This is a genomic window from Nostoc commune NIES-4072 (assembly GCF_003113895.1).
GTDB classification, from domain to species: Bacteria; Cyanobacteriota; Cyanobacteriia; order Cyanobacteriales; family Nostocaceae; genus Nostoc; species Nostoc commune.
The window spans coordinates 1914848-1928738 of the sequence record NZ_BDUD01000001.1; the positions used below are offsets into that span (position 1 = coordinate 1914848).

The following is a 13891-nucleotide window of genomic DNA, read 5'->3' on the forward strand; positions in this document are numbered from 1 at the left end:
TGGGCATTGGGCATCATTGGGCAAGAATCAATACTTCCCCTGCTCCCCCTGCCCCCCTGCTCCCCCTGCCCCCCCACTCCCCACTCCCCACTCCCCACTCCCTTTGATTAATCATGAAATTCGGTGTTATTGTTTTTCCCGGTTCTAATTGCGATCGCGATGTTGCTTATGTAACCAGAGACTTGCTGGGGCAACCGACTCGCATGGTTTGGCATCAAGAAACAGATATTGCTGATTTGGATGTCGTTATCATCCCTGGTGGCTTTAGTTACGGAGATTATCTGCGCTGCGGTGCGATCGCGCGTTTTTCACCCGTGATGCAGCAGGTTATTGAACATGCCCAAAAGGGGAAGTTTGTAATCGGTATTTGCAATGGTTTTCAGGTATTAACTGAAGCTGGACTGTTGCCAGGGGTGTTGACTAGAAATCGAGATTTGCATTTTATTTGCGATCGCGCCCCCTTAAAAGTTGAGCGGACTAATCTCCCTTGGACACAAGCTTATACGACTGGTGAAGTTATTACTTTGCCCATTGCCCACGGAGAGGGACAATTCTACGCTAACGCAGCCACTCTGGCAGAAATTGAAGATAACGGGCAAGTTGTGTTTCGCTATGAAGGGGAAAATCCCAACGGTTCACTCAACAACATTGCCGGAATTTGCGATCGCCAGGGCAATGTGTTGGGGATGATGCCGCACCCAGAAAGAGCATCTGACGCGATGCTGGGCAATAGCGACGGCTTGAGGTTGTTTCAAGGATTGTTAGAGAAGGTAGCGGCATTAGCCTAGAGCAAATATCAGGCGACTAGGTTGGGTGTTTTGCGATCGCTGTCTGAAAGGTTTCTATAAATGGCGATCGCTTTGTCAAATCAAGTCTTAGCTGCAAGCAGCGATAAAATTTGCCTTACCAATACCTTTACTCTCTCTAGTAATGGCAGGAAGCAGAGCAAAGCCAGAGCCGTTTTTGTTAGCTCCAAGACAGTTTTTCTCTTGCCTCCTGCCTTTCTTGATAAATTAACGTACCTCTTTAAGGGTATCAATTTGCTTGGTAAACAACTCAGTGAATAAACTAAGCACAGTCCGTTCTTCACGTACTTTTATATTGGCACTAATGGACATACCTGATTGCAAGGGGACGTTTTTACCCTTAATCACTAAGGATTGTTTATCTAAATGGAGCTTTGCCGGAAATCTATAAAACTGATGTGTTTGATCTGGTGGTAATGCGTCTGATCCTATCCCAGCCACTTCCCCTTTGATATCGCCAAATTCGCTGTAAGGAAAAGAGTCAATTCTGACATCTACCTTCATACCTTTTCGGACAAAACCAATATCTTTGTTAGTGATGAAAACTTCAGCTATATAGTTTTCGTTTGGCACTATTTGCATCAGTTTTGTGGTTGGAGTAGCTACGAATCCAGGGTTTTTTGCTTGTAAATCGAAAACTGTTCCGGCGACAGGCGCACGCAGTTCTTGATATTTAACATTTAACTGTGCTTGAGAGATTTTACTATTGACATCTGCCAAACGCTGCTCATTATCTAAAATAACTTTCATGAATTGGCTATCGATTTCGGCGATGCGCTGTTTGTTATCAGCTATCTTATCCAAAATGTTTTTATCAGAAAGAGCCACCGTATTACTTAACTCTTGTTGCCCTTTTTGTATATCAAACTGGAGGCGTTTTTCTTCCTCGCCTAATTGTGCTACTTCTGCTGTACGATTTTGTACTTCTTGTTGTTGGTTGAGATACTGAAGCTGAGAAATACCACCTTCTTCTGCTAATATCTTAAGTTTAGCTAAAATTCCCTGTTGAATAGCTAAACTTGCTTTACTATCTTCTAGCTTATATTTATTTTGAGCTAGTTGTTTTTTAATTTTTTCTACTTCTAACCGCGCTGCCGAAGAGCGAGAGTCTAATTCTTTTTTGGCAACTTGTAGAAGTTGTTGCTCATCAATTCCTAGTGCAGTACCTACACCAGAATTTTTTAATTGAGTCCGTAATAATTCATTTTCCCCTACTAACGTTGCCCGACTTTTCAGCAGAAAAGCAGTTTCTTGTGGCAAATTACCGCGCAAATACGATAGTTCAGATCCCGTGGCGTTAGTTGCCCCCATCAATCGGCGATAAATCTGGTTTTCTTTAGTTAATGCAACGCGAATTTTATTTAAAGAATTTAATTCAGCAACAGAAGCGATGGAATCGAAAGTCAGCAACAAATCTCCTGGCTTTACTGCTTGCCCATCTTTAACATTAACTGTTTTTACAACTCCACTAACAGGAGCCTGAACTTCTTTGACTGTTCCTTCTGGCTTTAATTGCCCTGTTGCTGGCACTACTTGTTCGATTTTGGCAAAGTAAGCCCAAGCAATACCAAAGCAGGCTAGGGCCATTAAAGTCACCATGATTGTACGCGACCAAATTGGAGATTGGCGCAAGACAATAGATTGTTCAAATTCCTGAGTACTTGAGTTGATTAAAGACTGTTGAGCAGCTTTCTGTTGTTTCGTAAGTACCGGTGAATCTTGCTTGAATCCGTTTTTGTGATTGCTGTTAACGTGATTCCCATTAAGTTGAGTCATAACAATTTTGGATTTTGGATTTTAGATTTTGGATTTTTTGTAGAGTGGACACTCTTTAGCAATGCGAAAAACTTGATTTTGATATTTTGTGATAGTACCTACCCTACAGTTATTGCTATATCTATAGAATGTTAGTCAAAGTGAAAATCTTTTGAAAAAGAGGCAGGGAGGGAGGGGGATGAGGGGGATGAGGGAGCAGGGGGAGATAAGGGAGTGAGGGACAAGAATTAATAGCCAATGCCCAATGCCCCATGCCCAATGCCCCATGCCCCATGCCCAATGCCCCATGCCCAATGTAATGATTAATTACAAGTTCACATCTTGTTGCTGATACAGGTAAAAATAATGACCTTTAGCAGCCATTAATTCGTGATGGCTACCTTGTTCTATAACCCTGCTATTATCCATTACAACGATCATGTCTGCATTACTTACAGTGTTCAGGCGATGGGTAATAAAAAATACTGTATCACCTTTGAATGCTTTGGCTAAATTGAGACATATTTGCCGTTCTGTGGGATAATCTAAGGCGCTGGTTGCTTCATCTAAAACCAGTAATTTTGGTCGTTGTAAAACAGAGCGAGCGATCGCAATTCTTTGTCGTTGTCCCCCTGAAAGTGCAGAACCCCGTTCTCCCACCCGTGTGTTGTAACCATTGGGTAAGTTCATGATAAACTCGTGGGCGCACGCAACCTGAGCCGCTTCGATAATTTCTTCGGTTGTGGCATCGGGATTGGTTAGGGCAATATTTTCCTGAACGCTACCATCAAACAACAACGTTTCTTGGGGAACTACGCCTATTTGTCGTCGCAGTGAATAAAGTTCAACTTTGGCAATATCATAACCATCAATCAAAATTCTGCCGGACTCAGTTTCGTAAAGCCTCAGCAATAACTTCATCATCGTACTTTTACCAGATCCACTTTGTCCGACAATGCCGACAAATTTGCCTGGCTCAAATTCGAGGTTGACATTAGAAAGTTGCAGAGGGCCACTCGTCCCAAAACGGAAGGAAACATTTTCGTATTTCACCGCTCCCTTAATCGTCGGTAAAGGTATATTGTAGCGGTCTGTTTCTCCTTCTTGTGGGGTATCGACAATATCGCTTAAACGCTCTAAAGACAAGGCTGTTTCTTGGAAGCTTTGCCAGAGTTGAGCTAAACGCAATATTGGGCTGGTGACGTAACCCGATATAATTCTAAAGGCAATTAATTCGCCTAAAGTTAATTCTCCTTGGAGTACTAAATAAGCTCCTACCCATAAAACCAGTAAGCTACTAAGTTTGTTGAGAAAGTTGCTGGTCGAGTTAGCGAGGGTGGAAGTTACAACCGTTTTAAAACCAGCAGCGACAAAACGAGCATAACGCTCTTGCCAAGAAAAGCGCGATCGCAATTCGATATTTTGCGCTTTTACGGTTTGAATTCCTGACATCACCTCCACTAAATAAGATTGAGTTTCGGCGTTGCGTTCGGCTTTGCCACGTAACTGTCTACTAATGGTGGGAGAAGCAACTAAGGTGATTATCACAAATATTGGAATTGTGCTTAAGCCTACTAAGGTGAGTTGCCAACTGTAAATTAACATCACACCGATATAGACCAAGGAAAACAGAGCATCTAACCCGACTGTTAGGGCAGTACCAGTCAAGAATTGGCGGATATTTTCTAATTCGTTGATCCGAGTGGAAAGTTCACCCACCGGTCGGCGTTCAAAGTAGCGCAGTGGTAAACGTAATAAGTGGTCAATAATTTGCGACCCTAAACCCATATCGATCCGGTTAGTGGTATCGACAAATAAGTAGGTTCTTAAGGTAGTCAGTACGGCTTCAAATAGTCCGACTACTAATAGTAAAATCCCCAAAATATGTAGTGTGCCAATACTATTTTGAGTGATAACTTTGTCGATAATTAACTGAACCACCAAAGGATTCGCCAACGCTGCCAATTGCACGAAAAAGGAAGCGATAAAGACCTCTATCAGGACTCGACGGTGGCGTGACAAATAGGGTAGAAACCACCGTAAACTAAAACGCTCTTGCGGCGTTTGATTGGTAGTACTCAGCAGTAATACCCTAACTTTGGGCGGAAAGTCGGTTGGATCAACATCTAATTGTTCAACCAATTGAGCGGGTTTGCAGCGCACAATTCCTTTCGATGGAACACCCACAACCACGGTATTTGCATCCACTTCATATAAAACGGCAAAATTATCACCATAACGAATCAGCGCCGGTGTCGGAATGCGCGACACTGAGGCGATTGGTAGCTCTAGCAACTGCGCTTTCAGTCCGATTAACTCTGCTAGGTAAGCTGTAACTTGAAACGATATGACACCCTGACGTTTGACTTGCTCAGTTAAGATGCGGCGAACCACTTCTCGACGAAACGGCATTTCTAGGTGCTTCGCGATCATTTGGAAGCAGGCGAAGGCTGTATTTAATTCTCCCTTACCACTAAAAAACGGGTATTTTTGTTTTGACGAACTTTTTGAGGTTGGGGGGGGTGTCTGGGGAAATATTTCGTCTGATGCATAGGGAATATCTAATTCCTCTGTGCTATCTGATTTAGTGTTACTTACCGCAAGGACTATCTCATGACTATCTTCTAATATCAAATCTGACGGATGTATACCAACCAACCGTGCAGGGTTTTGACTTATGACTTGGATATTGTCTCTGTCATTGTCGAATTCTAGGCGATCGCCAGGTGAGAAATTCGTGACTGTACCTCCGCCACTCAAAAACCACACTCTTTCCCTATCGAGTTGGTTGAATGGAGTTGCTCCTGGAGGGAGGTAATGTATTTTCGCCTGTGGTAAGGCCTTTTCTGCCACTTCTTTAAAATTTAAAGTAGCGAGCGGTTGCTGTTTCCAATACGAGCTGAGAATATCAAAAACTTCTACTAAATAGCTGCGGTTCTTGCGAGCATTGGCAAAATCTGGGTATAAACCCAGAAAGCTAAAATATGCTGATGCATTCACGGTTAAACATACTACTTCGGTGGAGGCGATCGCTGTTTCACAGGCGACATCGCGCAACAAACCAATTTCGCCGATAGTTTCCCCCGGTTGCAGCAATTTTAGAGTAATTGGCAGTTGCGTGTGGGGGTCATATCCCAACAGGCGCACTTGTCCCTCATAAATGATGGTGATGTGTTCTGGGAGGCTTTCTTTACCGATGATTTTCTGACCTATCCGATAGCGCCAAGCTTGCACCTGTTCTGATAGGTTAGCGATCGCAGCATCTGGTAAGCGATCAAACCCTTCTAGGGTGGTGACAAATTCGAGGAAACTGTTCTTAATATAAGTCATATAAAACAAGTAAAAGTGAGGAATTAAGCCGAAAACATTAAGGAGTATTCCTTACTAACAGTGAGAGCGTTGGCTTTTATGCTAGTAGTGGCAATACTTCTGTGCAATTCCGGTGTCTAAATATGTAAAACTACAGAGAGGAGGTTCGTCTAATTGCAGGACTGTATTTATATCACACGTTTAGAATTGTTAGGCGTTTTTCAAAATCAAGTAAAGTATGGTGTCAGTACATTGAGGATAAGTTATCACTTGATTAACGCCACATAATTTATACAAACGTAAAATCAGTATTTAGCATTGCAATTATGTGTAAAATGGATACCTATCATCAAACGAAGACACAGAAACGTAGTTTTTAAATTTAGCGTCGCCCGTTTTAATTTATGATAATCAACATGAAACTATCACGGATGCTTTTTTAAGTAAATACCCTAGTTAAAAATTATGTAATAAAAAAAACTTTAAATTTCTGAACTATTTTTTACAAATTCTTATAGGGATTGATAGTCTCACTGATGGCAAAGACGGTAAGTCCTGTTGGTAAACACCGATATGCCGGATTTTTGAAAGAATTATCCATCACTTTTTTGCTAGCTTAATTTCATAAAAATTAACTAGAAAAATTAATCTTAAGATTTTTATCACCGCAAAGGGATTAAACATTAAATTTATGAAGTAAATCCAATAACTGCCTTCAGTAAATTTACTAGTTTAATTAATATGGAGTCAATCTAATCGCTATGATCGCTATGTATTATAACTTAGAACTTACGCAAAAAGGCAGTGAAAGCCTTGATTTACCCTAGACGCATACTCTTAGGTCGAAGCAAGCTAGGAGTATGCGTCTGTCTGCGGGGCGCTTACCCGTAGCGTGTCGCAGGGAACTAGGAAATAAATCACCTTAGCTTGTTGCACGGCGGCTTCGGCATAACCAGTAGCACTAGGGGCAATGTCACCAATATTTCCTTGTTGATTGTCTACGGTAAATACTCCCACTTCATAGAGCTGATTAGAACTGCGACCTGTCAGTTCTACTGAGAGTCTTATTTTATCACTATTACCTTTGACGGTGAAGACATCACTATCAACACTCTTCGATAGTGGAATATCATTGTCAGTGATGCCAACGTTGACAGAGGCGATCGCAATCCCATCATAATTAGCATAGTCCAACACCGGCCCTTAAAGTAATGTTGTAAAAAACGAGGGAGAATCATTCCCTCGCATTAAGTAATGAATGTTGAATCTAAGCTGTAATCATTTTTCGGCTAAATGGCATTAGCAGAAAAAACAAAATCATTTGCTGTAAGGCTAGTTGATGTAATTCCAACTAATGAAACTAACTCTGTATTTCCGATTTTCACTAGAGTGTCATTGCCTTGTTGCAACAGTGTTAAACCACTAAACTGATTAACACCAATCCCACCAAGCCCGATTTTATCAGTGCCGATCGCAAAATCAGTCACAATGTTTTTGCTAGTTGGCAGACTACCATTAGCAATCCAGAATTGGTCAATACCAGCACCACCACTGAGGCGATTACCGCCCTGTTGACCAGCAAATAGCACATCATCACCATCGCCACCAAATAACGAGTCATTCACACCGGAGAAAAGTTTGTCATCTCCAGAACCACCGTAGAGGCGGTTATTGCTACCTTTACTCGTGAGGGTATCGTTACCTGAGCCACCGAAGGACAGTTGACGAGTTCCTTCAACTACTGTCAAAGTATCATTACCTGCTGCCCCAAACAAATTATTACTACCATTGGCTTCAACTACGGTAATTTCATCATTACCAGCACCACCATCAACAGTAGTATTGTTAGCAGGGCCATTTGTGCCAATAAAGACTTGATCGTTACCATCTCCTGTGGACACAGAGGAGTTACTACCAACTAACACCGTGTCATCACCGCTTCCAGTCACGATAGTGTTACCTTTAGTACCCCCTACAAAGTCAGCTCCATCACCTGTGAATAAGGTTTGATTTGCCTTCAGGGTGACATCATCACTACTGGTAGAACCAAATTGAAGGTCTAGTGTTGTTAGTCCAACAGTGCGACCATCAAACCCTGCGGCTGTAAAGTACTGAGTATTGCCTACACTCTGAGAATCTAGAATTGTTGCTTGACCATTAGCAGTTTCTTCCGAAGTCAAGACTTGTTTATTGGAGAGAACTGCATTCGGGCCTCCCACTAGTGCTTCTGTAATGACGCGACCTTTCAAATCGCCATTACTGGGAATATCTAACCCCAGAATCCGAGCAAGTGTAGGCGTTACATCAGCATTACTAACAGGCGCATAGTCCACATAGCCTTGTTTAAAGTCGGGGCCAATAGCCACCATGTTATTGAAGGTATCACCTCGACCAAAGCTGCCATGCATCCCCTGTCCTTGCTGCAAAGTTGTATCAGCAATTTCTACTTGAGCTTGAGGGTTGTTTGGGTTGCTTGGGTCTGTGCTAAAGCTTTTGAAGTTGATAACTATAGATGGAACTGGTGTTTTAGCATCACCTTTTAGCCCGATCGCACTCAGTGGTAAAGCACCTGGGATGTCTCCATAGGCATCGTCTACAAAAATCCCACTGATATAGTCTTTTTGCGAAAGCAAATCCACGACCTGTTTAGCAAAGTTAGCATTGCCATTGGGCAGATAAATCAAGTCAGATCCACCATTAGCAGCTACAACTATCTTTGTACCTGGGTCAAGTTGACCATTAATTACCTCACCTGTACCACCAATTACACCATTCCCCGAAATAGGACGTTGACCTTTTGTGGCATCAACAGTTGCATACTGGATCTGGTTGAGGTTTGGGGGCAGGGTTGTCGGGTTAGGATCGTATAGGGGTAAACCTAGATCATGAGCCAAATCAATTGCAACAAAGCCTGCTGGTAGAAATCCCGGATTTACGCCTTCATAAGTTTGGGTGGCAGCATAACTTGTAGTTTTTGTACCTTGACTATCAATAGCTTGCTTGCTGATGGTAGAAAAACCGTGGTCGGAAGTAATAAAGACATCAGTAGTCTTATCTAAGCCTGTACTTTTAAGATAGTCAAGAAGTTGCTTTAAATTATCATCAGCATTTTTGACGCCAGCTTTTGAAGTAGGGCCATTTATACCTGGTGTTAAAGTGTTTAAGCTATCACCCTGATTGTGTTGAGTACCATCAGGATCTCTTGACCAATAAACCAATGCGAATGGTTTACCCTCTTCCTGAAATTTAGGTAAAATTACTTTGGTAGTGGCATCTGCAAAATATTGTTGTTGAGCCACATTGGCATTCAGAGTGCCAGGAGTTGTGTTAGTACCTGCTGGCTGGACTCGTGGTGTGGGTTTTACATCCAGACCAGCCGCTTGTAAGCGGTTGACAATATCTGGATCAAGTGGAACACCAGAAGGTGAACCGGCGGCTGTAGGCGGCGGTGTTGCACCATTTGTAGTGTCATCAATAATAATTGTATCGGGAGTAGGAATAGTACCTGTAGTACCACCTTCTCGGTTAACTTGGGTAACATCTTGGATGGCAACTGGCCCTAGTTTACCAACTGCTGCTGTGTTGAAACCCTGCGATCGCGCATAAGCTAGGAGTGACTCTTCATCTAAAAAGTTGTTACCGGGAAACTTTTCGTCAATATCTCCTAAAACCGCATCGTTTTCGATGAATGGCGTGACACTACCATTGGCATTAGGACTAGGAAAACCAGTGTAGATGGTGTTGCTAAAGTCACCTGTATCACCAAGATAATGCCCTGTTGCGATCGCAGAAGCATTTGGCGTGGTAAATGTCGGAAACAGCGAATGACTATTGGCAAAACTAACTCCCTGCTGACGGATGCTATATAAAGTTGGAGTGTCAATGGGGTTTACAGAACCGTTACGCAATCCATCAGCAACAAAAATAATGACATTTCTACCATTGCCATTTGTATCAGCCATGTCAGCTACTCCTTAAGTATTGTGAGCTACGATTGATTAATCGCAGCAATTGGATGTCTGTAGATTGAGCAATTAATTACACTCAACTCAAACGAAAATTCTTTGCTAGAAAAACCTGGGTAGTATTTGGCGACAAAATGCTTGGTATCCACATAAATTAGTGGAGAAAATCAAATGAATATAACTCTGGTCACTTTTTCAAAAGATAGTTGTTCAAAGTTTAAGGAAGGTTATAAGCAAGTTAAGATTTTGGACAAAAAGCAGAAGGATATTTACGAACAAAAAGATCCCCGACTTCTTCAAGAAATCGGGGATCTGATCCTTTAAGTGGAGAGCAAATCAAATATGATTAGCAAAATCGCTACAGCTTAATTAATTAATGTTGAATTTAAGCTGTAATCATCTTTCGGCTAAATGACACTAGCAGAAAAAACGAAATCATTTATTGTCAGGCTAGTTGATGCAATTCCCACTAATGAAGCCAACTCTATATTTCCGGTTTTCACAAGAGTGTCGCTACCCTGTTGCAATACTGTTAAATTACTGACGCGAATACCGCCCAGCCCAATTTTATCAATGCCGATCGCAAAATCAGTCACAATGTTCTTGCTAGTTGGCAGACTGGCGTTAGCAATCCAGAATTGGTCAGCACCAGCACCACCACTGAGGCGATTACCGCCCTGTTGACCAGCAAATAGCACATCATCACCATCGCCACCAAACAGGGAATCATTGACATTAGAGAAGAGTTTGTCATCTCCAGAACCACCGTAGAGACGGTTATTACTACCGCTACTGCGAAGGGTATCATTACTTGAACCACCAAATAATAATTGACGAGAACCTTCAATTACTGTGAGACTATCATCACCTTCTGCCCCAAGTAAATTATTACTACCACTAGCTTCCACTACGGTAATAATATCATTACCATTGCCACCATGAGCAGTAGTATTTTGAGCCGGGCCGTTTTGACCAATAAATATCTGATCGTTACCCTCTTCTGTGGATACTGAAGAGTCACTGCCGACTAGCACTGTGTCTTCACCGTTTCCAGTCTGGATTGTATTCCCTTTTGTACTCTCTACAAAGTCTGCTCCGTCACCTGTGAATAAGGTTTGATTTGGTTGAACAGTAATATCATCGCTAGTAGTGGAGCCAAACTTAATTTGTTCAGATTGAGGTTTACCTAAACCAGCAGCAAGGTTAAGGGGATTCTCCAGCTTCAACAGAATAATTTCATTGTTGTCTATAACTGGATTTTGAGGATCATTGCCAGGACGACCTGTAGAGAAGGGATAATTGTTGTCATTAGCTACCAAAATGGTGTTTTTGTCAACAACTAAAACATTTTCAATGGTGACAAATGGGAAGTCAAAGGTGGTTTTGCCATCTCCATTCAAGTCATTGGGGTCTTGGATATTTAACAAGTCTGCAACTTCTTCTTTGGCTACAAAGCCATTAGAATCTGTCTTAGACAAGTCTATTTTGTAAATCTTCTTAAATTCAGCCGCAGCCCCTTGACCATTATCCCGCTCAATAACTAGGTATTCATTATCATTAATGACTGCTAAATCGCCGATCGCATTTGACGGATTATCCAGTTTGTAGTAGCGTAACTGATTGGTGTATTTCTCGCTAGCTAAATCAAATTCGTTAATTCGCAAAGCACCAGCAGGATCACCTTGAACCGTACCTTCTAAGAGGAAATAAAGCTTAGTTTTGCTGGCGTTGATTGCTCCGCCTTCAAAACCTTTGGAACCACCCAGGTTAGCAAAAGCATCTCCTGAGAGAACATCGGGGTTTTGTGGCGATCGCACTACATTATATTGAGGATCATCTCTGAGTTTATCTCGTACATCATCGGCGATATCTGGAAAATCTGAGAAAAGTGCATCTACGCCTAATTGATAAAACTGCTGAATTTCTAGTGCTAGCTTGCCTTTGTAATCTGCTGCTAAGTATTGATCTTCCGCCCGGAAGGTGTAAGGATGAACCAGCAACCCTGCATTGTGAGCATCTTGAACTAATGTAGAGGGAGGTAATGTTGTCTTATCAGCATCATTGACTGCTCCATCCCCATTCACATCATCGGCTTTACCATCACCATTAGCATCAGTACCTTTGACACTAACAATCATCCGCTTCCAAGGCCCAATACCATCGGCATAGGTGGCAACTTCCGCCAAACCTTCTGGTGTTCGCAAGTCGCCATAAGTGCGAGTGTCACCACTGACTTTCAAATCATAAGGCTGACTCTCGATGATCTTGCCGTTGATATCAATGTCACTTGCATCTAAAAGTTGAACAAGTGGAATATCAACCCCTGCCGCAGGCATAATGACATCATGCAGTTCTTTGAGGTTAGATACTTCAAAGGACTGGATGAAAATGCGACTAGGGTCAGTAAAATTATTTGCCTTCAGTGTATCGATTAATAACTGACTGATGTTTCTGTTTATTTTATTTGTAGTGCCTACATAAGTAGCTTCATCAGCCGAATAGGTTGGATGCTTAGTTTCAGGATAGATGCCGATCTTTTTACCTGTATCGGCTTCTACTTGCTTAACCAAATCGATGATTTCTGTGAGAGTAGGAATTTCAAATTGACCATCAAAGGACTGATCGCGGAAAGGTAGACGTTCTTCTGCGCGTAAAGTCTTGATTTCAGCTAAGGTGAAGTCTTCAGCAAACCAACCTGTAATTGTGTTTCCATCTAAACTTACCGTTTTCTTGCGATCGGCAAACTCTGGATGCTTGTAAACATCTGTGGTTGTATTGCTGAAATTGACAGTACCATCAGCGTTCAAGACTGCTAAAGCTGGCTCATGACGAGCAATTAACACACCATCTTTTGTAACTACCAAATCAGGCTCAATGAAGTCAGCGCCTCGTGCAATTGCTTGCTTATAAGACTCTAAGGTATGCTCTGGACGATAACCACTTGCACCTCTATGACCAATTACTTTAGGTGCTTCTCCATCTAAAGTTTTGAATCGGTCAGGTGTAGCGATCGGAGCTTCTAATAAATTACCACTGGCATCAAAATGTAGTAGGTAGGGGCCAAACTCGTCTCCTACCCAGATTGTCCCGTCTTTATCAAAGACGAATGACTCTACATCAAAGTCTGCACCAGTTAGTAATCTTCCAGTAGTTCCCTCATTTACAATTTGGAAAGGAACTTTTTTATTAGGGTCAGATAGTTGAATGTAATCTAAAACTTTAACGCTGCCGTCTCCATTCTCTGTTCCCTTAAAATTTGGGTCTACACGATTGATTCGCAGTAAAAAATCTGCACTATTATCTTTGCTACCGTAACCGTTATCTGACAAAAAGTACAAAGAGTCGCTGTTAGCAAATTGCACACCGCTAAAGCCCTGTATTGGCTGTCCGGGGAAAGGCCCGGTTCTGCCATTTGCTGAAATTCCCTGACCGGAAGCTGGCCCATCACTAAAGCTATCAGCAGGTAAAGAGGCAAAACCTACTAACTCAACTTGGGGAACAGGTGTTGCAAGTGCTGTTGTTCTTCCGTTCTCAATTGCCATAATTAGAATCTTTTTTGGTGGGTATTTGAATTTAGCTGCATCACAAGCTATTCAAGTTCTCTAATTACATCAGCTGTGGACTTACGCAAAAATTGCCAAACTGGACTTGTGGAAAAATCACCTTTTCACTCTAAAAAACCAAATTATTGAAGTATTTCAGAATTACAAAAATATATTTTGGTTCAGTTGATTTTGCCATAAATTCTGAGAATACATTTACAAACAATGTCTTTTTTAGAGGTAATGATGGTCAAATGTTAGCTACTAATCTGTGTTAGCTAGTAAGAGTGTGCAACTAAATTCCGAATTTAATGTTGATAGTAGTTATCAAAGAACTTGACCATTATTAATAATGATGTTTTCATTGAAAGATTAAGAAAAGAATAAATTAACTAGAAGAAATGATTAAATTGAAAAAGAAGTCAGAATCAAGACGCTCGATGACTCGCTAACGCTGCGCTATCCGCTTTTTCACACAGAATTCAATTCTGAATTCTGGCGACTGACTCCTGAA

6 protein-coding genes are annotated in these 13891 nt (G+C 41.8%); 1 reads left to right on the forward strand and 5 read right to left on the reverse strand.

All coding sequences use genetic code 11. From position 1 onward, the window contains the following. Positions 1 to 113: 113 nt before the first annotated feature. The gene (gene purQ, locus CDC33_RS08685) at positions 114 to 788 is read left to right on the forward strand and encodes a phosphoribosylformylglycinamidine synthase subunit PurQ (protein WP_109008146.1); all 675 of its coding nucleotides are present in this window, start codon (positions 114 to 116) and stop codon (positions 786 to 788) included. 225 nt (positions 789 to 1013) lie between these two features. Here the strand turns inward: purQ and CDC33_RS08690 are convergent, their stop codons facing one another. From CDC33_RS08690 to CDC33_RS08710, 5 genes are all read right to left on the reverse strand, one after another. Continuing rightward, the gene (locus CDC33_RS08690) at positions 1014 to 2582 is read right to left on the reverse strand and encodes a beta-barrel domain-containing protein (protein WP_109008147.1); all 1569 of its coding nucleotides are present in this window, start codon (positions 2580 to 2582) and stop codon (positions 1014 to 1016) included. Between the two features lie 306 nt (positions 2583 to 2888). Continuing rightward, positions 2889 to 5891, reverse strand: a complete 3003-nt coding sequence (locus CDC33_RS08695) for a peptidase domain-containing ABC transporter (RefSeq protein WP_109008148.1) — start codon at positions 5889 to 5891, stop codon at positions 2889 to 2891. Between the two features lie 831 nt (positions 5892 to 6722). Next, entirely contained in the window at positions 6723 to 7064 is a 342-nt protein-coding gene (locus CDC33_RS08700) for a hypothetical protein (protein ID WP_146195791.1), read from the reverse strand. Between the two features lie 95 nt (positions 7065 to 7159). Next, positions 7160 to 9832, reverse strand: a complete 2673-nt coding sequence (locus CDC33_RS08705; protein WP_109008150.1) for an alkaline phosphatase family protein — start codon at positions 9830 to 9832, stop codon at positions 7160 to 7162. 410 nt (positions 9833 to 10242) lie between these two features. After that, complete coding sequence (locus tag CDC33_RS08710; protein ID WP_109008151.1) at positions 10243 to 13377, reverse strand: esterase-like activity of phytase family protein; 3135 nt, start codon at positions 13375 to 13377, stop codon at positions 10243 to 10245. Positions 13378 to 13891 lie beyond the last annotated feature (514 nt).

Bases quoted from the DNA above. Each gene is read 5' to 3' on its own strand.
- purQ (WP_109008146.1), top strand. From the start codon at position 114: ATGAAATTCGGTGTTATTGTTTTTCCCGGTTCTAATTGCGATCGCGAT.
- CDC33_RS08690 (WP_109008147.1), bottom strand. From the start codon at position 2,582: ATGACTCAACTTAATGGGAATCACGTTAACAGCAATCACAAAAACGGA.
- CDC33_RS08695 (WP_109008148.1), bottom strand. From the start codon at position 5,891: ATGACTTATATTAAGAACAGTTTCCTCGAATTTGTCACCACCCTAGAA.
- CDC33_RS08705 (WP_109008150.1), bottom strand. From the start codon at position 9,832: ATGGCTGATACAAATGGCAATGGTAGAAATGTCATTATTTTTGTTGCT.
- CDC33_RS08710 (WP_109008151.1), bottom strand. From the start codon at position 13,377: ATGGCAATTGAGAACGGAAGAACAACAGCACTTGCAACACCTGTTCCC.